Origin of the sequence: Ventrimonas faecis, from assembly GCF_040096075.1 — a bacterium.
Taxonomy (GTDB): Bacteria; Bacillota; Clostridia; order Lachnospirales; family Lachnospiraceae; genus Brotaphodocola; species Brotaphodocola faecis.
Genome location: NZ_JBBMFJ010000003.1, coordinates 145376 through 166744 on the forward strand (window position 1 = coordinate 145376; position 21369 = coordinate 166744).

At 50.7% G+C, this 21369-nt stretch carries 16 protein-coding genes, 4 tRNA genes, 2 other RNA genes and 1 pseudogene; 22 read left to right on the plus strand and 1 reads right to left on the minus strand.

The window, feature by feature from the left end:
* Positions 1–33 precede the first annotated feature (33 nt).
* The 11 genes and pseudogenes from smpB to WMO41_RS02905 all read left to right on the plus strand — a co-directional run bounded on the left by smpB (position 34) and on the right by WMO41_RS02905 (position 11091).
* Positions 34–495: an SsrA-binding protein SmpB gene (smpB, locus tag WMO41_RS02855; protein WP_279220943.1), complete on the plus strand. Its 462-nt coding sequence runs from the start codon at positions 34–36 to the stop codon at positions 493–495.
* A 198-nt stretch (positions 496–693) separates the two neighbouring features.
* Entirely contained in the window at positions 694–1734 is a 1041-nt protein-coding gene (locus tag WMO41_RS02860) for a branched-chain amino acid aminotransferase (protein ID WP_349228483.1), read from the plus strand.
* 155 nt (positions 1735–1889) lie between these two features.
* Positions 1890–2229, plus strand: a transfer-messenger RNA (tmRNA) gene (gene ssrA, locus WMO41_RS02865).
* Positions 2230–2606: 377 nt separating this feature from the next.
* A pseudogene (locus tag WMO41_RS02870) lies at positions 2607–3353 on the plus strand (DNA/RNA non-specific endonuclease); the annotation flags it as partial.
* Between the two features lie 219 nt (positions 3354–3572).
* Positions 3573–5192, plus strand: coding sequence for a glycoside hydrolase family protein (locus WMO41_RS02875; protein ID WP_349228484.1), 1620 nt, complete (start codon positions 3573–3575; stop codon positions 5190–5192).
* Between the two features lie 394 nt (positions 5193–5586).
* Positions 5587–7524 (plus strand): threonine--tRNA ligase, encoded by a 1938-nt coding sequence (gene thrS / locus WMO41_RS02880; protein WP_349228485.1) that lies wholly within the window; start codon positions 5587–5589, stop codon positions 7522–7524.
* Positions 7525–7605: 81 nt separating this feature from the next.
* On the plus strand, positions 7606–7920 hold the full coding sequence (locus WMO41_RS02885; protein ID WP_349228486.1) for a DUF1540 domain-containing protein: 315 nt from the start codon (positions 7606–7608) through the stop codon (positions 7918–7920).
* Positions 7921–8263: 343 nt separating this feature from the next.
* Positions 8264–8758, plus strand: coding sequence for a translation initiation factor IF-3 (infC, locus tag WMO41_RS02890; RefSeq protein WP_118529966.1), 495 nt, complete (start codon positions 8264–8266; stop codon positions 8756–8758).
* Between the two features lie 32 nt (positions 8759–8790).
* The gene (rpmI, locus tag WMO41_RS02895) at positions 8791–8988 is read left to right on the plus strand and encodes a 50S ribosomal protein L35 (protein ID WP_118543375.1); all 198 of its coding nucleotides are present in this window, start codon (positions 8791–8793) and stop codon (positions 8986–8988) included.
* Between the two features lie 33 nt (positions 8989–9021).
* On the plus strand, positions 9022–9378 hold the full coding sequence (gene rplT, locus WMO41_RS02900) for a 50S ribosomal protein L20 (RefSeq protein ID WP_118529968.1): 357 nt from the start codon (positions 9022–9024) through the stop codon (positions 9376–9378).
* Between the two features lie 123 nt (positions 9379–9501).
* On the plus strand, positions 9502–11091 hold the full coding sequence (locus tag WMO41_RS02905) for a potassium/proton antiporter (protein ID WP_349228487.1): 1590 nt from the start codon (positions 9502–9504) through the stop codon (positions 11089–11091).
* A 144-nt stretch (positions 11092–11235) separates the two neighbouring features.
* On the opposite strand, the gene WMO41_RS02910 is transcribed toward WMO41_RS02905, so the two are convergent.
* Positions 11236–12708 carry a sensor domain-containing diguanylate cyclase gene (locus tag WMO41_RS02910; RefSeq protein ID WP_349228488.1) on the minus strand — a complete coding sequence of 491 codons (1473 nt, stop codon included), beginning with the start codon at positions 12706–12708 and terminating at the stop codon, positions 11236–11238.
* A gap of 243 nt (positions 12709–12951) precedes the next feature.
* Here WMO41_RS02910 and WMO41_RS02915 point away from each other — a divergent pair.
* The 11 genes from WMO41_RS02915 to rnpB all read left to right on the plus strand — a co-directional run bounded on the left by WMO41_RS02915 (position 12952) and on the right by rnpB (position 21309).
* Positions 12952–13035: transfer RNA gene (locus tag WMO41_RS02915), tRNA-Leu, on the plus strand.
* A 27-nt stretch (positions 13036–13062) separates the two neighbouring features.
* Positions 13063–13135 (plus strand) — tRNA-Asn (locus WMO41_RS02920).
* A gap of 4 nt (positions 13136–13139) precedes the next feature.
* A tRNA-Leu gene (locus tag WMO41_RS02925) sits at positions 13140–13223 on the plus strand.
* A gap of 216 nt (positions 13224–13439) precedes the next feature.
* Positions 13440–13523, plus strand: a tRNA-Leu gene (locus WMO41_RS02930).
* Positions 13524–13659: 136 nt separating this feature from the next.
* Positions 13660–14670, plus strand: a complete 1011-nt coding sequence (locus tag WMO41_RS02935; protein ID WP_349228489.1) for a deoxyguanosinetriphosphate triphosphohydrolase — start codon at positions 13660–13662, stop codon at positions 14668–14670.
* 27 nt (positions 14671–14697) lie between these two features.
* Entirely contained in the window at positions 14698–16473 is a 1776-nt protein-coding gene (dnaG, locus tag WMO41_RS02940) for a DNA primase (protein ID WP_349228490.1), read from the plus strand.
* A gap of 61 nt (positions 16474–16534) precedes the next feature.
* Positions 16535–17653, plus strand: a complete 1119-nt coding sequence (rpoD, locus tag WMO41_RS02945) for an RNA polymerase sigma factor RpoD (protein WP_349228491.1) — start codon at positions 16535–16537, stop codon at positions 17651–17653.
* Between the two features lie 71 nt (positions 17654–17724).
* Positions 17725–18432, plus strand: a complete 708-nt coding sequence (locus WMO41_RS02950; protein ID WP_349228492.1) for a tRNA (adenine(22)-N(1))-methyltransferase — start codon at positions 17725–17727, stop codon at positions 18430–18432.
* Positions 18410–19207 carry a Nif3-like dinuclear metal center hexameric protein gene (locus WMO41_RS02955; RefSeq protein ID WP_349228493.1) on the plus strand — a complete coding sequence of 266 codons (798 nt, stop codon included), beginning with the start codon at positions 18410–18412 and terminating at the stop codon, positions 19205–19207. Before WMO41_RS02950 ends, WMO41_RS02955 begins: the two co-directional genes overlap by 23 nt.
* A 59-nt stretch (positions 19208–19266) precedes the next feature.
* Positions 19267–20922, plus strand: a complete 1656-nt coding sequence (locus WMO41_RS02960; RefSeq protein ID WP_349228494.1) for a nucleoside kinase — start codon at positions 19267–19269, stop codon at positions 20920–20922.
* A 40-nt stretch (positions 20923–20962) separates the two neighbouring features.
* Positions 20963–21309: RNase P RNA component class A (gene rnpB, locus WMO41_RS02965), an RNA gene on the plus strand.
* The last annotated feature ends 60 nt before the right edge of the window (positions 21310–21369 follow it).

The following is a 21369-nucleotide window of genomic DNA, read 5'->3' on the forward strand; positions in this document are numbered from 1 at the left end:
CTGGAAACCGGGGAAAAGACAGGAGGGTTTGTTTTGAAAGAAGCAATCAAACTGGTGGCCAACAACAAGAAAGCCTACCATGACTATTTTATTGACGAAAAATTTGAGTGCGGCATTGAACTGTTCGGAACCGAGGTCAAATCCATCCGTATGGGCAAGTGCAGCGTGAAAGAGGCCTTTGTGCGGATCGACAAGAATGAGGTCTACATCTATGGCATGCACATCAATCCGTATGAAAAGGGCAACATCTTCAACAAAGACCCACTCCGGGCGAGAAAGCTTCTTATGCACCGCAGCGAGATCAACAAGCTGGAGGGAAAGATCCGCGAGAAGGGCCTGACTCTGGTGCCGCTGCAGGTGTATTTTAAGGGCAGTCTGGTAAAAGTAGAGATTGGCCTGGCACGAGGCAAGAAGCTCTACGACAAGCGCGATGATATTGCTAAGAAGGACCAGCGCCGCGAGGTGGAGCGGGATTACAAGCAGAAGTTAAGATAAAGTTATGAAATGGAATGGCATTATGAAACCGGGTTATATCTGTTATGAAGCACATGTATAGGGAAAATGAAAATCAACCATTGATTTTCAGAACAGCCGGGGCTATAATGTTCATTAATCAAATGATTAAATCTTCCCGCGGATGACAAAACGGCAAATGCATCAGGATACCGCATCGGGGTCCATGGGAAACCAGAGATGGAGGATAAGACAATGGAAAAGAAAAATCTTGACTGGGCTAATATCGGATTCAGCTATGTAACAACCGATTACCGCTATGTATCAAACTATAAAGACGGAAAGTGGGATGAGGGTACCCTCACCGAGGATCCGAACGTAGTCATCAACGAGTGCGCAGGCATCCTGCAGTACTGCCAGGAGTGCTTCGAGGGTTTAAAGGCATACACCACCGAGGACGGCAGCATCGTAACCTTCCGCCCGGACTTAAACGCAGAGCGTATGATGGACTCCTGCGCAAGACTGGAGATGCCGCAGTTCCCGAAGGAGCGTTTTATGGATGCTCTGGACAAGGTTGTTAAGGCAAATGAGGCATGGGTACCGCCGTACGGCAGCGGAGCAACTCTTTACATCCGTCCGTACATGTTCGCTTCAGGCCCGGTTATCGGTGTAAAACCGTCTAACGAGTATCAGTTCCGTATCCTGGTAACTCCGGTAGGCCCGTACTTCAAGGGCGGCGCAAAGCCGATCACCATCTGTGTCAGCGATTTCGACCGCGCTGCACCTCACGGAACCGGCCATGTAAAAGCTGGCTTAAACTACGCAATGAGCCTGCATGCCCATGAGGTTGCCCACGCAAACGGATTCGATGAGAACATGTTCCTGGATCCGGCAACCAGAACCTATGTAGAGGAGACCGGCGGCGCAAACTTCCTGTTCGTAACCAAAGACGGTGAGTTAGTAACTCCGAAGTCTGATTCCATTCTGCCGTCTATCACCAGACGTTCCCTGGTATACGTAGCAGAGCATTACCTTGGCATGAAGGTAACCCAGCGTCCGGTAAAACTGTCTGAGCTTGGCGACTTCGCAGAGTGCGGACTGTGCGGAACCGCAGCAGTGATCTCTCCGGTAGGCAAAGTCGTAGACCACGGCAAAGAAATCTGCTTCCCGAGCGGCATGGAGAAGATGGGACCGACCATCCAGAAGCTGTACGATACCTTAACCGGCATCCAGATGGGCAGAATCGAAGCTCCGGAAGGATGGATCCACAAGATCAAATAAAGATCTGGTTTTAAACCAGTAGTTGAAAACACCCGGACTGCGTTGACAAAACTGCGTCCGGGTGTTACAATATCACAAGCCTGAAGCGGTTGGGTGTCGGCCTGACAAAGCAGCAGGTGTTTCAGAATCGCCGGTGAGTCACGGCGGGCCAGTAAGGGGTTGTACTGGTTTCGACGGGGATCATGCAGCTGGTGAAGCTATCCGCATGCGGTGCGTCAAACGGCAAAATTAAAATTAAACGCTGAAGATAATTTAGCATACGCAGCCTAATGGCTGCTGTCAGCCTTAGTGCACTCACACATTAAGAATCTGGCATCGACTATGTGAGAAACGACATGCATTAAGCTTTGCGTGCATGGGCGTATCATGAAGCTACTGAAACCGCAAGAGTGTCTGTTCCCGTGCGGCAGAGGAAATGTCAAATAACGGACTATGATAGTAGAAGAACAGGGAATTGGTTTTCGGACAGGGGTTCGATTCCCCTCAGCTCCACTCAAAAGATCGCGTATTTACGCGGTCTTTTCTTTTTCGTGTTGCATATTCTATAAAATAATCGAACATACATTCTTGACAAATCCCTGATTTATGCGAAAATGAATAGGAATAAAAAATGACAGCAGGAGAAATACACCATGAGCAGAAAAAAGAATGTATACAATCAGGCAAAACGCGGCATGAAGCGTTATAAAAAAGCGAAAACAGGGAAAAAGGGCAGGGCAGCCATTTTTGCTGCGGTGGCTATCATCCTGGCTGCGGTGGGCGTGAGCCAGAAGGATATCGGGTGGCTGGAGCAGGCAGCAGATAAAGTGCTGGATGCCTACGAGACTACGGTGGATGCCGGAACTTCTCAGAACGGAGCAGACGGCGGAAATGTGCAGACACCTGTCGGCAGCAGCGCGCCGGACGATGCTGCATCAGAAACAACGGGCAGCGAAACGTCAGATACAGCAGGTAGTGGCCAGGGCCCGTCCGGGGATAACAGCGTTTCTGCCACCGTTCCATCCGGCGCGGAAATCGGCGCCGGGGCTGAAGTTTATGTGGATCTGGCGGCTATCTCCGCCTACTCCGGGGAACCGTATGCGGTAGTGAATGGCAATATTCCTTACTTTACGGAGTCAGATCTGACCACGGAATCCTTCGAGTACTACAGTGACCTGGATGATCTGGGCCGCTGCGGCACAGCGTATTCCAGCGTTGGCACAGACCTGATGCCGACAGAAAAGCGTGGTTCCATCAGCAAGGTGAAGCCAAGCGGCTGGCAGGCGTCCAAGTATGATTTCGTGGATGGAAAATATTTGTACAACCGCTGCCACCTGATCGGCTATCAGCTGACGGCAGAGAATGCCAACGAGAAAAACCTGATCACGGGCACCCGGTATCTGAATGTAGATGGCATGCTGCCGTTTGAAAACCTGGTGGCAGACTATGTAAAAGAAACGGAAAATCATGTACTCTACCGGGTGACTCCGGTTTTTGAGGGCGAGAATCTGGTTGCCTCCGGTGTGCTGATGGAGGCGGAATCGGTGGAAGACGCGGGAGATGGTGTGGAATACTGCGTGTATGTGTATAATGTACAGCCTGGTGTTGAAATTGATTACGCGACAGGAGAAAATCACGCGGCCAATTAATTGCATCAGAAAAATCAGGTACGGTCTGCGCGGCGTGAGAGAAAGCGGTACATTGACGGACCATGGAAAGCTGTGATAGAATAAAATTTAGTGTGTTGTGCTGATAACGTGATTGTAAGAGACAGAAAATCATATCCGGTACAGCAAAACAGAAGAAAAAACGTTACGCGAAGGTGCAGGAAACGTAACGGGAAAACGGCGGGATTACATATGAAGATGAAAAAACTGGTCCGTGCAGCTGGAGCAGGTATCACGGCAGCAGTGGTGGCATTATCCATGGCAGTATCGGGAATCCGGAGTGAGGCGGCATCCTCTTACCTGAAGGCGGCCACCTATGTGTCGGATGCCTGGGTGAGCAATTTCTGGAATTCGGAAAGCGACCATATGGATGAGGAACTGGCGCAGATCGCGGCAGATGGGTTCAACAGCATTGTACTGGTGGTTCCGTGGCGGGAATTTCAGCCTGGCGTGCTTCCGATATCTTACAACCGTTACGCGTTTCAGAAACTCGACAAGGTGATGAATGCCGCAAATGCCCATGGCCTCATGGTAGAACTGCGGGTTGGCTATGTGTGGGACTATTATAACGATGATGTGGCAACCGGGCGCTTTCGGGATCTGCTAAAAGATTCCTCCACCCGCGCCGCATGGCTGGCGTATGCGAAACAGATCTACCGGACCGCATCGGCACATTCCAACTTCCATGGCGGGTTCATGACCTGGGAAGACTTCTGGAACTATGTAGAAGACGCAGCCAATCTGGGAAAGGGCGCCAACAGCTGGATCGCGGCGAAGAAATGTGGGTATCAGGCCTGGCTGAAAAAGCATTATTCCTTAAAACAGGTCAATGAAGCTTATCAGCCGGAAGAAAAATTTACCAGTTACGATGATGTCTATATTCCGGCCAGAAAAGATTACGCCTATAAGCTGTTTTATGAATTTTATGATGATTTTTTAAATGATCTTCTGGAGGATACCCAGAAGGTATTCCCAAATCTGTCCATGGAGGTCCGTCTGGATGTAGACCCGGTTAACGCACAGGATGGAAACGGGCAGGTGGGAGCGCCGCATTATGGCACATTTTCGTGCGCGGCCGCAGGGTACACCTCCCTCATGTACAGCGTGTCCATGGGACATGGGTTTGGTGATGTGCTTTCCGCGGAAGAAGCCATCCGAACCATGAATGAACAGCTTTCCCTTGTCCGGGCAAATAACGGCGGCAAGCCTGTGTTCATTGACCAGCTTCTCTACATGGACGCAACGGAAGGCTTTGAACAGAATGCGAGACTGGCGGAAAGCCACAGGGGCGCGTTCCTTACCGGAATTCCGGATACGCTGCGCACACACACCAATGGCTACGCAGTCTGGACTTACCGGAATTACACCAATAATCCGGTGTACAATCACCAGTTTGCGCTGGGAACCAGGGGCTGGAATGTAACAAAGGGCAGCGTGATGGATCGAAACGGCAGCAATCAGCTTTTCCTGCAGAGTGGAGGAACCCTTTCTCAGAAGGTGGGACACCGCATTGGGGGCCGCACGACCCACGATGGGCATGTGCGTTTTACCGCGGACAGCGACGAGCCGGCAACACTGACTGTAAAACTCGGTTCCATGATCCGGACAGTGGAGGTAAACGGACCGAAGCAGTACGATTTAAATCTGGGCCGGAAAGGTTTTTATGAAGTTAGCTTTGAAGCCGATGGAGATGTCTATCTGGACAATATCCATGTATACAATTTCGTCCAGGACGGACAGCTCCGCGACATAGACGGAAATGAACTGAGCTGCATGGGAGCCATGCGCGCCTTAAATGCAAGCATGAATTAGAATGGAATCAGAGTTTTAGTGCTTGACATATCTGTTCTCCGTGCTATAATCAGTGACAGATATGAGAGAATTTTTCATATGTCAACACGTTGATGAGAAGAGTACTCTGGCAGAGCCATTCAGAGAGAGGTGCATCTGGTGTGAGCATCTTATGAGGAAGCCGGCAGGAAAACCAGCTCGGAGTGGTCCTTAATCGGATCCGGTGATTCCGTTACCATCAGAATGAAGTGGCTGTCTGAGAAATCAGGCGGCAAACAGGGTGGAACCGCGATAAAAGAATTGTCGTCCCTTGTCCGGTGTGCAAAGCACATCAGGCAGGGGACTTTTTATTTCATTAAATCCTTATCGTCCCTTGTATCATCATTTTAATCAAGAATACCAGGAGGAAAAAGGCATGATCATCACATTAAAAGATGGAAGCAAAAAAGAGTATGCCAAGGCTATGTCCATTATTGACATTGCCCGCGACATCAGCGAAGGACTGGCACGCGTAGCCTGTGTCGGTGAAGTAGACGGACAGGTAGAAGACCTGCGTACTGTACTGGACAAGGACTGTGAGTTAAACATCCTGACTGTAAAGGATGAGGCAGGCCTGGCAGCACTGCGCCACACCGCAAGTCATGTTATGGCACAGGCGATCAAGAGACTGTACCCGAGCGCAAAGCTGGCAATCGGCCCGTCCATCGCAGACGGATTCTACTACGATATCGACTTCGAGACCCCGATCACCGCAGATGATCTGGAGAAGATCGAGGCTGAGATGAAGAAGATCATCAAAGAGGCACTTCCGTTAGAGCGCTTCACCCTTCCGAGAGAAGAGGCACTGGCTTTCATGAAAGAGAAAGAGGAGCCGTACAAGGTAGAGCTCATTGAAGACCTTCCGGAAGGTGAGGAGATCAGCTTCTACAAGCAGGGTGAATTTACCGATCTCTGCGCAGGCCCGCACTTAATGAACACCAAGGAAGTTGGCAAGGCTTACAAGCTGACCAGCATCGCAGGCGCATACTGGAGAGGCAACGAGCACAACAAGATGCTGACCCGTATCTACGCAACAGCTTTCGCAAAGAAAGAGGAGCTGGAAGCTTACGTTACCATGATGGAAGAGGCAAAGAAGCGTGACCACAGAAAACTGGGCAAAGAGCTTGGCCTGTTCATGATGCACGAGGCTGGCCCGGGCTTCCCGTTCTTCCTGCCGAAGGGCATGGTTCTGAAGAACACCCTGTTAGAGTACTGGAGAGAGATCCATAAAAAAGCAGGCTATGTAGAGATTTCTACTCCGATCATCTTAAACAGAAGCCTGTGGGAGACCTCTGGTCACTGGGATCATTACAAAGACAACATGTACACCACCGTGATCGATGATCAGGATTACGCAATCAAACCGATGAACTGCCCGGGCGGCGTTCTGGTTTATGCTTCCGAGCCGCGTTCCTACCGTGACCTGCCGCTGCGCATGGGTGAGCTTGGTATCGTTCACCGTCATGAGAAATCCGGCCAGCTGCACGGCCTTATGCGTGTACGCTGCTTCACCCAGGATGATGCACACATCTTCATGACTCCGGAACAGATCAAAGATGAGATAAAGGGCGTTGCACAGCTGATCGACAGCGTTTACAAGCTGTTCGGTTTCAAATATCATGTAGAGCTTTCCACCCGTCCGGAAGACAGCATGGGAAGTGATGAAGACTGGGAGATGGCTACCGACGGTTTAAGAAGCGCTCTGGACGAGATGGGTCTGGACTATGTTGTAAACGAGGGAGACGGCGCATTCTACGGCCCGAAGATCGACTTCCATCTGGTAGATGCCATCGGAAGAACCTGGCAGTGTGGTACCATCCAGCTTGACTTCCAGCTTCCGCAGCGTTTTGAGCTGGAGTACATCGGCGCAGACGGCGAGAAGCATCGTCCGATCATGATCCATCGTGTTGCCTTCGGCTCCATCGAGCGTTTCATCGGTATCCTGATCGAGCATTTCGCAGGCGCATTCCCGACCTGGCTGGCTCCGGTACAGGTAAAGGTACTTCCGATCTCCGACAAGTACATGGATTACGCTGAGAAAGTAAAAGCTGCCCTGGATGCAGAGAACATCCGCACAGAGGTAGATACCCGTTCTGAGAAGATCGGATACAAGATCCGCGAGGCTCAGAAGAACAAGATTCCGTACATGCTGGTAGTAGGCCAGAAGGAAGAGGAAGAGGGCGTGGTATCTGTCCGCAGCCGTTTCAAGGGCGACGAGGGCCAGGCATCCTTAGACAGCTTCATCGAGAGCATCAAAAAGGAAATTGCTTCCAGAGAAGCACGTGCCGTTGAGGTAAAAGCAGAGCAGAAATAAGTTTTGCGCATAGATTTTTGAAAAGGAACCCATACTAATCCTGTGGAATGAAAACAATAACAAACAGGAGGTATGGGTTCCATGACGAAATTAGAGTGCAACGTAACAAACTGTCTTCACAATGCTGATAACTGCTGCTGCAAACAGTCCATTATGGTGGATGGCCATGACGCGAAGGAGAAAGAGCAGACCTGCTGCGGAAGCTTCGACGAGAACAAGGGCGGCCTGTTCAAAAATGTGTTTAAGACACCGGAGAGCAGCCTTTCCGTAGACTGTGAGGCAGTCCAGTGCATTTACAATGACAACCGCCACTGCGCGGCTGCAAAGATTGGCATTGCCGGAGACGGAGCAAGCAGGGCAGAGCAGACTCTGTGCACCACATTCCAGCTGTCCTGAAAAAGCAGACAAAATGCTGCGTGCAATGAATATTCGGTCTGAGATTTCAGCGTGCGGCTCTGGAAGAAAAAATGTGAAAAATCCCCGGAAAAGTGCTTGACTTTTCCGGGGATTCATAGTATAGTAATAAAAGTTGTGAGAACAACGCAGGAAAGTAGGTATCCACCTCACCTCGGCACGAGTAAGTGACCCTGGTTTATAGCAAAGAATACGTATATGCGGCGGCAACAACGTCCTATGCGATGCTTTTGAGGGTGGGTAGAATATTCTATCTACTTTTTTTATGCAGAGAAAACAGACATGCAGAATTCTATGATGGGGGTGCACGACTATTAGCGAGTTAATGATTAACGAACAGATCAGAGACAAAGAAGTTCGATTGATTGGTGAAGACGGCGAGCAGCTGGGAATCATGTCTGCGAAGGAAGCCTACAAACTGGCTCAGGACGCAGAACTGGATCTCGTAAAGATTGCTCCGACGGCAAAGCCACCGGTTTGTAAGATTATCGATTACGGTAAATATCGTTACGAGCTGGCAAGAAAAGAAAAAGAAGCTAGAAAAAAACAGAAGGTAATCGAGGTTAAAGAAGTGCGGTTGTCTCCGAACATTGACACCAACGACTTAAACACAAAAACGGGCGCAGCACGAAAGTTCCTGGAAAAGGGCGACAAAGTCAAAGTTACCTTACGTTTCCGTGGTCGTGAGATGGCACATATGTCCAAGTCCAAGTACATCCTGGATGACTTTGCGGAGAGCTTAAAGGACATTGCCACCATTGACAAGCCTTCCAAAGTGGAAGGAAGAAGCATGGTTATGTTTTTGACTGCCAAGAAGTAAAAGCAAAGAGAAAGATTAAGGAGGAAGTTATAATGCCTAAATTAAAAACAAGCAGAGCAGCTGCAAAACGTTTCAAAAAGACCGGTACCGGTAAGCTGGTAAGAAATAAAGCATACAAATCTCACATCTTAACTAAGAAGTCTACCAAGAGAAAGAGAAATCTTAGAAAAGATATCGTTACCGATTCCACCAACGCAAAGGTAATGAAGAAGATTTTACCATATCTGTAATAGACTGATTAGATTAAGAAGGAGGAAAAACCGATGGCAAGAATTAAAGGCGGTATGAACGCAAAGAAGAAACACAATAGAGTGCTGAAGATGGCTAAAGGCTACAGAGGAGCACGTTCTAAACAGTATAGAGTAGCAAAGCAGTCTGTAATGAGAGCTCTGACCAGCTCCTACGCAGGCCGCAAGCAGAGAAAGAGACAGTTCCGTCAGCTGTGGATCGCTCGTATCAACGCAGCAGCTCGTATCAACGGTCTGTCCTACAGCAAGTTTATGTATGGCTTAAAGCTGGCTGGTGTTGAGATGAACCGTAAAGTTCTGTCTGACATGGCTATCAACGATGCTGAGGGCTTTGCAAAACTGGCTGAGCTGGCAAAAGCTAAATTAGCTTAATTCAGAATAATCTGAACAAAAATTTAACATAGTGGCAGAGCTGATTCTGCCGTGAACCCGTCTGGTTTTTGAGAGAAAACCGGACGGGTTTTGTTGTTCTAAAGGGGAGAAAGGAGTGGATCTTTGAACCAGATTATCCTGCTTGTTGGTGTTGTGATTATGATCTGCGTCCTGATGGGACGCGTGACTTCCAGGCTTGCTGTGCCGTCCCTCTTAATCTTTATCGGGCTGGGCATGCTGTTTGGGGAAGATGGAATCTTCCGGATCGTTTTTGATGATTATGGAGTGACGGAAACCATCTGTTCTGTCAGCCTGATCTTTATCATTTTTTACGGCGGATTTGGAACCAATGTGAAAGAAGCGAAGAGTGTAGCGGCAAAGGCGCTGCTGTTATCCACGCTGGGTGTGGCGCTGACCACCGGATTTGTGGGCGTGTTTGTACATCTGGCCCTGCATCTGCCCTGGCTGGAGAGTTTTCTGGTGGGTTCGGTCATGGCTTCTACGGACGCGGCATCGGTGTTCAATATCCTGCGTACCAAGAAGCTGGACTTAAAATATCACACGGCATCGCTTCTGGAGCTGGAATCCGGTTCCAATGATCCGGTGTCCTATATGCTTACGGTGGTGTTTCTGGCCATGATGAGCGGAAAGGAAGTTCCCCTGCCGCTGATGCTGGCACAGCAGATTGGGTTTGGACTTTTATGCGGAGCGGCTGCGGGCCGTCTGGCTGTCTGGTGTATGGACCGGTTTTCCTTCCAGATTGCGGAGGGCAATACCATCTTTGCGGTGGCAGCCATGCTGGTCAGCTACGCTCTGCCGCAGGTAATTGGCGGCAACGGCTACCTGGCTGTCTACCTGTGCGGCATTATCATGGGAAATTCCCGGATCCCGGAAAAGCGGAACCTGATGCATGTGTTTGATACCGTCACCGGCATTGCCCAGATGATGATCTTCTTTCTTCTGGGTCTTCTGGCAATCCACAGTGAACTTCCGGCTGTACTGTTCCCGGCGGCGCTGATCACGCTGTTTCTGACGGTGGTTGCCAGACCGGCGGCTGTTGCGGCAATTCTATTGCCGTTCCGCTCCCATCTTCGCCAGGTTGGCGTGGTATCCTGGGCAGGTCTGCGCGGCGCGGCATCCATTGTATTCGCGATTATGGCCGTTTTGAGCGAGGTGCCGATGCGCTATAACCTTTACAACCTGGTATTCTGCGTGGTGCTTCTTTCTATCGCGGTACAGGGAACCTTTCTGCCGCTGGTGTCTGAAAAACTTCACATGATAGACCGGAACATGGATGTGCGTCGGACTTTCAATGACTATGAGGAAGAGAGCAGCATTCATTTTGTCAAAACTCATATTCAGGAAGGGCACCTGTTCTGCAACAAAAAAGTGCGGGACATCAGCCTGCCTCCGGAAATGCTGATTGTGATGATCCTCCGGGGCGAAGAAAAGCGTATCCCAAACGGAGATACGCTGCTTCTGGCTGGTGACCTGCTGATCCTTGCTGCCCCGGAGTTTACGGAAGGAGAAAACCTGATCCTGCGGGAGAAAACCGCCGTCAAAGGTGATAAGTGGACCGGGAAGACATTGAAAGAAGTGCCGCTTTCCAAAGGAACCCTGGTGGTATCTGTGAGAAGGGGAGAGGAAACCCTCATTCCCGCGGGGGATACCCGGATTCAGGAAGGCGACACTCTGATCATAGCCAAATATTAAGTTTTAAGGTAACTGTTCAATAGGTCTGCGCACTTGCTGCGCTGACCGTAAGAAAACATGAGCTGGCAAGCAAAAATCCCATTGCCGCAGGCAATTTTCAATGGATTTTTGCTCGTGACTGTGAAGGTACTGAACAGTTACGTTTTAAGCCTTTTCGTAAACGGAAAAGTTGTTGCGTCCGCCGCGCTTTGTCTGGTACAGCGCCTTATCCGCGTTGCGGTACAGGTCATCGAACCGGATGCCCTGCTCCGGGCTGAAGGCCACGCCGACGCTGAAGGTGATGGGCTTTCCATCCATTTCCGCGTGTTTGATGGAGCGGATGCGCTCCACCATATTCTGTACCCGGGCCAGAGCAGCTTCTTTGGAGGAGACCTGCTTCATGAGAACCACGAATTCATCGCCGCCGATACGGCCGATGATATCTCCGTCCCGGAACTGGCTCTTTAAAAATTCGCCCACTCGCTGCAGGACTTTGTCGCCAACAGCATGTCCGTAGGTATCATTCACATCCTTGAATTTGTCGATATCCAGGATCAGAAAGGCGTGAAGCGTATCCGGGTGGCTCATCTGCAGGAAATGATCGATGGCTGGCTGCGTATGTTCCTTATTATATACGGCGGTCAGGCCATCAATCTGGGCAGAGTGAACCAGCTCTCGGCGGTCTCTGGTGTGGATCATGGCGACGCGCCAGATCAGCAGGATGACCAGGATCATGAAATACGCGTTCAGGGCCAGTTCGTAGTTCCGGACAAAGGCATAGCTGGCATTTGCGACGGATACTGGAACTACATAGCACATCATCCAGTTATTCAGATGGAGCGGAGAGTATGCAATGTATCGGCTGGAATCCGGATCTTCGGGGGAAAGCAGCTTGACCAGACCGTCAGACTGGGTCTGAAAGGCATCGCGGATGGCCTGAAGGGAATCTTTTCCGCAGATGCTCCACTGGCTGTAAAAATCGAAAAAGTTGTCATCGTAGGTAATCTTCTGGCACGTGGAATTACCATCCAGCGAGATGATATCTCCATTTTCATTGATGATGATACAAAAACCCTTGCCATCGAATAAGTCATCAAACATCAGGTGATTCAGCGCGGTGACGTTGTAGGAAGCACCGAGAAGACCGATGATATTGCCGTTGTGGCTGACCGGAACGCCGAGGATAACACGGGTTTCGTGGTCAAGACTGCTCTGGACCGGATCGCTCAGAATGTGGTGGCCGGAGATGCCCTCCTGAAAGTATTTACGGTGGGAGACATCTTTCACTTCTCCGGTTTCATAATGGGCTGTACCGTCCGGTTCGATGAGCGATACATGATCGATGGAGGTCGTGGACTTGATGGCGGACAGCATGTTCCGGTTCTTTTCGGAGATGAGGATGCCGTCGGAACCGATCTGCGCGGCAACACCGTCCAGAAACTGGTAGTTGACGTCCAGGATATCTTCGAAATGGGAACTCTGCCTGGTGACATTCAAAGTCAGTTTTGTCTGGGCCAGTTTATCTACAGCACGCTGTGAGACAACGGAAAACACAACGATACCCAGTGCGGTTGCGATGATAAAGGCAACGATGCTGGAGAGATAACCCTGAAGAGGTGTTTCGGATTTCTTTTTCATATGGATTGCCCCTTTGTCTGTTAGACTTCTTATAGGTTGATTATATCAAGATTTGTGAAAAAAGCTACAAAATGCGCAAAAGAAAATTGACAAAATTTGAAAAAGATGTGCCAGATTGAAGAAAAAAGAGAGTATGAAAAGCAACCTGGAAAACAACTGAAAATCCCAAAAGAAAACACAAAAGAAAAAACTGAAAAAAGTACTTGCCAGAACCGGGAAACTGTGGTATATTATTAGACGTTCGCGGGAGTGCTGGAATTGGCAGACAGGCTAGACTAAGGATCTAGTGGCAGTTATGTCGTGTGGGTTCAAGTCCCATCTCCCGCAGTATCTTCTCAGAAGATACGGGAACATTCCTCGATAGCTCAGTCGGTAGAGCACGCGGCTGTTAACCGCGCTGTCGTAGGTTCAAGTCCTACTCGGGGAGTTTTGCAGAAGTGGCGGAATTGGCAGACGCGCACGGTTCAGGTCCGTGTGGTAGCAATACCTTGTGGGTTCGACTCCCATCTTCTGCATCAGCGAAAGCGGAGAGCGAAAGTTCTTCGCTTTTTTGATTTCCCGGCGAAGAAGCAGATGAAGCCGGGCAATTGGGAAACTCTAATTGACATTATTTCATATGTTTTCACGGAAACATAAATTTTTAAAAAAATTAAAAAACAGTTGACAAATTGAAATGAGTTGGATATAATGTACGTGTTGGTTCGGTGAGTAAGTCACTGAGTTAACGGTTCGCAGAAGTGGCGGAATTGGCAGACGCGCACGGTTCAGGTCCGTGTGGTAGCAATACCTTGTGGGTTCGACTCCCATCTTCTGCATCAGCGAAAGCGGAGAGCGAAAGTTCTTCGCTTTTTTCGTATACCCAAAACCGGAAAATAGTATAAAAATTTCAGAAATTATGATATACTTATTATAATTATGCGAAGCAATGAGCCGGAAAGGGGGCAAGTGTTTATGAATATCAGGGAGATGCGGGAAGCATGGGAGGCAGATTACCTAAGTCCCTATGCTTCTTTGAGCAGGAACACAAAAGGCCGTGAACGCGGAGAAATACCTTGTGACATCCGAACAGCATACCAGCGTGACCGTGACCGCATTCTGCACTGCAAGTCTTTTCGAAGACTCAAACACAAAACCCAGGTGTTTCTGGCTCCGGAGGGAGATCATTACCGTACCCGCCTGACCCATACGCTGGAGGTAGCCCAGATTGCCCGTACCATATCCCGGGCGCTGCGGCTGAATGAGGACCTGACTGAGGCCATTGCGCTGGGGCACGATCTGGGCCATACGCCCTTCGGACATTCCGGAGAGCGGATCCTGAATGAACTCTGCCCTTATGGCTTTGCCCATTATAAACAGAGCGTCCGTGTGGTAGAAGTACTGGAAAAGGACGGAAAGGGCTTAAATCTGACCTGGGAGGTCCGGGATGGCATTATGAACCATCGCACCAGCGGGCACCCATCCACACTGGAAGGCTGTGTGGTGCGCCTGTCAGATAAGATTGCCTACATCAACCACGATATCGACGATGCCATCCGGGCGAAAATATTTACGGAGGAGCAGCTTCCGGCAAAGTACACGGATGTGCTGGGGCACAGCGTGCGGGAACGCCTGGATCTGCTGATCCATGACATTATCCTGCAGAGCATGGACCGGCCGGAAATTATCATGTCTCCCCATATTGAGGAGGCCATGCAGGGGCTTCGCGGCTGGATGTTTGAGAATGTTTATGAGAACAAGGTACCAAAAGCAGAAGAGGGAAGAGCCCAGCAGCTTCTGGTATTTTTATATCAGTACTATCTGGAGCACACGGCAGAACTCCCGGAAGAGTATCTGCTTATGATCCGGAAACGGGGAGAACCGAAGGAACGGGTCGTCTGCGATTATATTGCAGGCATGAGTGACAGCTACTCCATCGATAAATTTGAGGAGCTGTTCATCCCCAAGTCATGGAAAGTGCATTAGAGCCAGACAAATGGAAAGGAGTATTTCATGTATTATCCGGAAGATGTCGTAGAGGAAGTGCGGACAAGGAATGACATTGTAGATGTAATCTCTGGATATGTAAAGCTTCAGAAGAAAGGGTCGAACTATTTCGGACTTTGCCCGTTTCATAATGAAAAATCACCTTCATTTTCCGTGTCACCCCAGAAGCAGATGTATTACTGCTTTGGCTGTGGAGCAGGGGGCAACGCCATTACGTTTGTCATGGAATATGAAAATTATACGTTCCCGGAGGCACTGAAGGTGTTGGCAGACCGGGCGGGGGTACATCTGCCGGAGGTGGAATATTCCAAAGAAGAGCGGGCGAAAGCAGACAAGCGGTCCACGCTTCTGGAAATCAACAAGCTGGCAGCCAACTATTTTTATTATCAGCTGCACCAGTCCCAGGGAAAGATTGGTTATGACTATTTCCGCAAACGGGAACTGTCGGATGACACCATCCGCCGGTTTGGCTTAGGCTTTGCCAATAAGACCAGCAATGACCTGTACCAGTATCTGCGTTCCAAAGGCTATGCCGATGAAATCTTAAGGGACAGCGGCCTGGTGACCATGGAGGAGCGCGGCACCTATGACAAATTCTGGAACCGTGTCATGTTTCCGATTATGGATGTAAATAACCGCGTGATTGGCTTTGGCGGGCGTGTGATGGGAGATGGAACTCCCAAATACCTGAATTCCCCGGAGACCCTGATCTTCGATAAAAGCCGGAATCTGTACGGCCTGAATTATGCCCGTACCAGCCGGGAAAAATACATGCTGGCCTGCGAGGGCTATATGGATGTGATCGCCATGCACCAGGCTGGCTTTACCAATGCGGTGGCATCACTGGGAACTGCCTTCACCACCCAGCATGCGGTGCTGCTGAAACGCTACACCGATACGGTTATTCTGACCTACGACAGTGACGGAGCCGGTGTGAAGGCGGCGCTGCGTGCCATCCCGATCTTAAAAGAAGTGGGGATTTCAACCAGGGTGCTGAACTTAAAACCCTACAAAGACCCGGATGAATTTATCAAGAATATGGGTGCGGACGCGTTCCGGGAGCGCATCGCGAACGCGCAGAACAGCTTCCTGTTCGAGATTGATGTCTTAAAACGCGAATATGACCTGGAAGATCCGGAGCAGAAGACAAAGTTTTACAACGCGACGGCCAGAAAGCTTCTGGAATTCAATGAAGCGCTGGAACGCGATAACTATACCAGGGCGGTGGCTCAGGCGCAGTTTATTCCTTATGAGGACTTAAGGCGGCTGGTAAACCGGCTGGGAAACCAGCTGGGGCCGGTACCGGTAAAACGCCGGGACGAGGACGGTGCACAGCCGCGGGAACGCAGAAAGAAAACAGAGAAGGACGACGGCATCCGCCGGTCCCAGCGCCTGCTTCTGACTTGGCTCATTGAGCGGCCGCAGCTATTTGAAAAGATTGAGGGCATTATCGGCCCGGATGATTTCAGGGAACCGCTGTACCACGAGGTGGCGCAGATGGTATTTGACGGCCACCGGGAAGGAAGTGTTAATCCGGCGGGCATTCTGAATCACTTTATCAACGATGAAGAACAATATAAGCATGTAGCGGCGCTGTTTAACGCAAGCCTGAATGATTCTTTAAATAATGAAGAACAGCGAAAAGCATTTTCCGAAACCGTACTGAAGGTAAAGAAAAACAGCCTGGATGAGGCCAGCCGGAGCGCAGCAGACATTGCGGCGCTTCAGGAAATCATAAAGCAGCAGGCAGCACTGAAAACGCTTCAGATATCCATTGACTAGGAATAGAACCGGGAGGCTCCAATCCTTCCGGTAGTCTGCAGTTGAGAAAGGGCGGATTGATATGGAAGAACGTACACAGACTTTTGATGAGAAACTGGAATTGCTTTTAGAAGAGGCCAAAAAGAAAAAGAATGTGCTGGAAAACCGGGAGATTCTCGATTTCTTCAAAGGGGAGATTCTGGATCCGGAAAAGCTGGACCGTATTTATGACTTTCTGGACAACCATCATGTGGATGTGCTCCGCACGGAAGAGGAAGATGACATTGACCCGGAACTGTTCCTGGATGAAGAATCTGAGGAAGAGGAAGAAGCTGAGCTGGAGCAGCTGGATCTTTCTGTGCCGGAAGGCGTGGGTGTAGAAGATCCGGTCCGTATGTATTTAAAGGAAATCGGTAAGATCCCGCTGCTTACGACAGATCAGGAGATTGAGCTGGCAAAGCGTATGGAGCTTGGTGACCAGCAGGCGAAAAAACGCCTGGCAGAGGCGAATCTCCGTCTGGTGGTCAGTATTGCCAAAAAGTACGTGGGACGCGGCATGCAGTTTCTGGATCTGATTCAGGAAGGCAATCTGGGACTCATCAAAGCTGTGGAGAAGTTTGATTACCGCAAGGGCTATAAGTTTTCTACCTACGCTACCTGGTGGATCCGCCAGGCCATTACCCGGGCCATTGCGGACCAGGCGCGCACCATCCGCATTCCGGTGCACATGGTAGAGACCATCAACCGCCTGATCCGTACTTCCAGACAGCTGGTGCAGGAGCTGGGGCGGGAACCAACGGCAGAGGAAATTGCGGAGAAAATGGACATTCCGGTGGAGAGAGTGCGGGAGATCCGCAAGATTTCCCAGGACCCGGTATCGCTGGAGACCCCGATTGGAGAGGAAGAGGACAGCCATCTTGGGGATTTTATTCAGGATGAGCATGTAGCGGTTCCGGCAGACCAGGCAACGTTTACGCTGCTGCATGAGCAGCTGATGGAGGCACTGTCCACGCTGACAGAGCGGGAGCAGGAGGTGCTGCGCCAGAGGTTTGGCCTGGATGACGGCAAGCCGAAAACACTGGAGGAGGTAGGAAAGCAGTTTCATGTGACCAGGGAACGCATCCGCCAGATTGAGGCAAAGGCCCTGCGTAAATTGCGTCATCCGAGCCGTAGCAGAAAATTAAAGGATTATCTGGACTGACGGTGAGACCCTGACGCGGGAGTGGAGGGCGGCTGGAAGGACCAGGCTGGATAGAAAAGGAACTAAATAGTATGAAGTTATCAAACAGACTGGAACACATTGCCGCAAAGGCGGCTGAAGTGACAGAAGGATATGTGGCAGATGTAGGGACGGATCATGGATTCGTCCCGATCCGTCTTATGGAAAGTGGACGGGTAAAGCATGTGGTCGCCATGGATGTGCGGAAGGGCCCGCTTGAGAGAGCCCGTGAACACGTAAGGGAATATCATATGGAGGACCGGATTGAGACGCGCTTAAGCGACGGACTGAAGGAGTTAAAGCCCGGAGAGGCGGATACGGTGGTCATTGCCGGAATGGGCGGCGAGCTGATGCTGCGCATCCTCCGGGACGGGGGCCATGTGAGGGACTGTGTAAAGCATTATATTCTTTCCCCGCAGTCGGAGCTTTCCGTGTTCCGGCACGGACTGGAGGAGCTTGGGCTTTCCATTGCGGAAGAGCAGATGCTTCTGGATGAAGGAAAATATTATGTGATCTTACACGTAAGCCCGGGAACCATGCATTATGAGCATGAATACGAGTACCGCTACGGAGCGGATCTGATCCGGAAACAGGATCCGGTGTTAAAGGAATTTCTGGAACGGGAGCTGGTCCAGGGGAAAGAGCTTCTGGAACATCTGTCCCGGACCGGAACCGATGGAGCAAAAAAGCGCGCGGAAAGTCTTGAAAAAGAACTGGAAGAGACAAAGGAGGCATACCATGCTTTGCAGGGAACTGATTGAAAAACTGGAAGAGCTGGCTCCGAAAAGCCTGGCCTGCGACTGGGATAATCCCGGCTTTCTGGCTGGACGGGGAGATAAGGAAATCAAAAAGGTGCTGGTTGCCCTGGATGCTACGGACCGGGTGGTGGAGCAGGCAGGGCGGGAGCAGGCAGATTTTCTGCTGACCCATCATCCGCTGATTTTCCGCGCGTTAAAGCAGGTCAATGACGCGAATTTTATCAGCCGCCGGATCGTAAGCTTATTGCAGGCGGATATTTCCTATGTGGCCATGCATACCAACTTTGATGCGGCGCCAGGCTGCATGGCAGATCTGGCAGCAGAGCGACTGGGAATCCGGGACGGGCAGCCGCTGGAGGTGACCGGAGAAGTGAAGGGAATGCCGGTGGGAATCGGAAAAGCCGGTGTTCTGGCAGAGCCGGTCTCCCTGGATGCGCTTGCGAAACAGGTGAAACAGGCATTTGAACTTCCGTTTGTGTTGGTCTACGGAAGTGAGGCAGCAAAAGGCCCGGTCAGCCGTGTGGCGGTATCTCCGGGGGCAGGCGGCAGCATGATCCGCTATGCCCTGGAGCAGAAAGCACAGGTGCTGGTTACCGGAGATATCGGTCATCACGATGCCATCGACGCGGCCGCCCAGGGCATGGCCATCATTGACGCGGGGCATTATGGACTGGAACATATTTTTATTCCGTTTATGGCGGACTATGTGAAACGTGTTTCCGGAGGCAGCATTGAGGTAATTCAGGCAGAGCCGGATTTCCCGGCCAGAGTGCTTTAAAGCAGGCCGCATGAGAACGGGGCTTACGCAGAAGCTGAAAAACGGAAAGGAGAATGCGTATGGTTCAGGTATGTGTAATGGGGGAGAACAGAGAATACAGCGAGGACACGCTGTTAAAACAGGTGGCCGGAGATGTACAGAACCGTTTTTCCCATGAGATCCTGCTAGCTACGGTAGATGGAAAACTGCAGGAGCTTCATAAAAAAGTCAAAGAGGGAACTGCGGTGGAATTTCTGACAGCGGCAGACAAACCGGGCATTCAGACTTATCGGCGGAGTGTGCTTCTGATTCTCTTAAAAGCTTTTTATGAGGTAGTGGGAGCGGAGCATATCCGTAAGGTGTCTGTGGAATATGCCATTGCCAACGGCCTGTTTATTGAGTCGGACGGCGATTTTGAGAAGACGCAGGAGCTGGTGGACAAAATCAGGGCCAAAATGCAGGAGTATGTGGCAGCAGAGCTTCCGATCATGAAGCGGAATGTGACCACCGATGAAGCCATTGAAATCTTCCGCCGCCACCGCATGTATGAGAAGGAGCGGCTGTTCCATTACCGACGGGTATCAAGGGTAAACCTGTACAGCATCGGCGGGTTTGAGGATTATTATTACGGATATATGGTGCAGAACACTGGCTATCTGAAGTATTTTGACCTGATTCTGTACCGGGATGGCATGATGCTGCTTTTGCCGGATCAGAACGATCCGGAGCATGTGGCCGGGTTCCATGACCGGGAGAAGCTGTTTGAGGTGCTGGATGAGACAGAGTGCTGGGGAAGACAGCTGGAGGTGCCTACGGTGGGTGCTCTGGATGATGTGATCTGTCACGGGAAGATCAGTGAGCTGATCCTGATGCAGGAAGCGCTGATGGAGAAGAAGATTGGTGATATCGCGGAGCAGATTGCGAGCCGTCCGGATAAGAAAATTGTCATGATTGCCGGACCGTCTTCCTCCGGAAAGACTACCTTTTCCCACCGTCTTTCCATTCAGTTAAAGGCGAAGGGCTTAAAGCCGCATCCCATCGCGGTGGACAATTACTTTGTAAACCGGGTGGACAGTCCACGGGATGAAAACGGCAACTACAATTATGAGGTGCTGGAATGCCTGGATGTGGAACTGTTCAATCAGAACATGACGGATCTTCTGGCGGGAAAAACCGTGGAAATGCCGGAGTACAACTTCATTAAGGGGGAGCGGGAGTACCACGGGGATTACCTGACGCTGGGCCCGGATGATGTGCTGGTCATTGAGGGAATCCACTGCCTGAATGAAAAGCTTTCCTACGCGCTGCCGAGAAAGAATAAATTCAAGATCTACATCAGTGCCCTGACCCAGTTAAACATTGACGAACACAACCGCATTCCCACCACAGACGGCCGTCTGCTGCGCCGCATCGTGCGGGACGCAAGGACCCGGGGCGCGTCTGCCCAGGATACCATCCGTATGTGGCCATCGGTGCGCCGGGGGGAGGAGGAGAATATCTTCCCATATCAGGAGGATGCGGATGTGATGTTCAACTCTGCTCTGGTATATGAGCTTTCTGTCTTAAAGCAGTATGCGGAACCGGTGCTTTTCTCCGTGCCGCGGGACAGCGCCGAGTATGTGGAGGCGAAACGGCTGCTCAAATTCCTGGATTATTTCCTGGGGGTCAGCAGTGAGGAGATTCCACATAATTCCCTGATCCGTGAGTTTATCGGCGGAAGCTGCTTTAAAGTCTGAGCTTGACAGTGCGGGGGAATAATGCTAGAATAGGGAACATTGAGTAAGACAAATGGTCGCTGCCGCAGAAACGAAAGGCTGCGGGAGAGGAAAGTCCGGGCTTCACAGGGCAGAGTGCCAGATAACGTCTGGCGGAGGTGACTCCAGGGACAGTGCAACAGAAATATACCGCCGGCTTTGCCGGTAAGGGTGGAAGGGCAGTGTAAGAGACTACCGCCCGTCTGGTAACAGACGGGGCACATGTAAACCCCATTCGAAGCAAGACCGAACAGAAAGCATAAGGCGGCCCGTCTGCTTTCGGGTAGGTCGCTTGAACCAGGTGGTGACATCTGGTCTAGATAGATGACCATTCAACGACATAACCCGGCTTATCGTCTTGCTCATAAAAAGACTTCAGAAGGGGGACGCTTTCGGGCGGCCTCCTTTTTGCTATAGGAAAACTGCTAT

Bases quoted from the DNA above. Each gene is read 5' to 3' on its own strand.
- WMO41_RS02860 (WP_349228483.1), top strand. From the start codon at position 694: ATGGAGGATAAGACAATGGAAAAGAAAAATCTTGACTGGGCTAATATC.
- WMO41_RS02875 (WP_349228484.1), top strand. From the start codon at position 3,573: ATGAAGATGAAAAAACTGGTCCGTGCAGCTGGAGCAGGTATCACGGCA.
- thrS (WP_349228485.1), top strand. From the start codon at position 5,587: ATGATCATCACATTAAAAGATGGAAGCAAAAAAGAGTATGCCAAGGCT.
- WMO41_RS02885 (WP_349228486.1), top strand. From the start codon at position 7,606: ATGACGAAATTAGAGTGCAACGTAACAAACTGTCTTCACAATGCTGAT.
- infC (WP_118529966.1), top strand. From the start codon at position 8,264: ATGATTAACGAACAGATCAGAGACAAAGAAGTTCGATTGATTGGTGAA.
- rpmI (WP_118543375.1), top strand. From the start codon at position 8,791: ATGCCTAAATTAAAAACAAGCAGAGCAGCTGCAAAACGTTTCAAAAAG.
- rplT (WP_118529968.1), top strand. From the start codon at position 9,022: ATGGCAAGAATTAAAGGCGGTATGAACGCAAAGAAGAAACACAATAGA.
- WMO41_RS02910 (WP_349228488.1), bottom strand. From the start codon at position 12,708: ATGAAAAAGAAATCCGAAACACCTCTTCAGGGTTATCTCTCCAGCATC.
- WMO41_RS02935 (WP_349228489.1), top strand. From the start codon at position 13,660: ATGAATATCAGGGAGATGCGGGAAGCATGGGAGGCAGATTACCTAAGT.
- dnaG (WP_349228490.1), top strand. From the start codon at position 14,698: ATGTATTATCCGGAAGATGTCGTAGAGGAAGTGCGGACAAGGAATGAC.
- rpoD (WP_349228491.1), top strand. From the start codon at position 16,535: ATGGAAGAACGTACACAGACTTTTGATGAGAAACTGGAATTGCTTTTA.
- WMO41_RS02950 (WP_349228492.1), top strand. From the start codon at position 17,725: ATGAAGTTATCAAACAGACTGGAACACATTGCCGCAAAGGCGGCTGAA.
- WMO41_RS02955 (WP_349228493.1), top strand. From the start codon at position 18,410: ATGCTTTGCAGGGAACTGATTGAAAAACTGGAAGAGCTGGCTCCGAAA.
- WMO41_RS02960 (WP_349228494.1), top strand. From the start codon at position 19,267: ATGGTTCAGGTATGTGTAATGGGGGAGAACAGAGAATACAGCGAGGAC.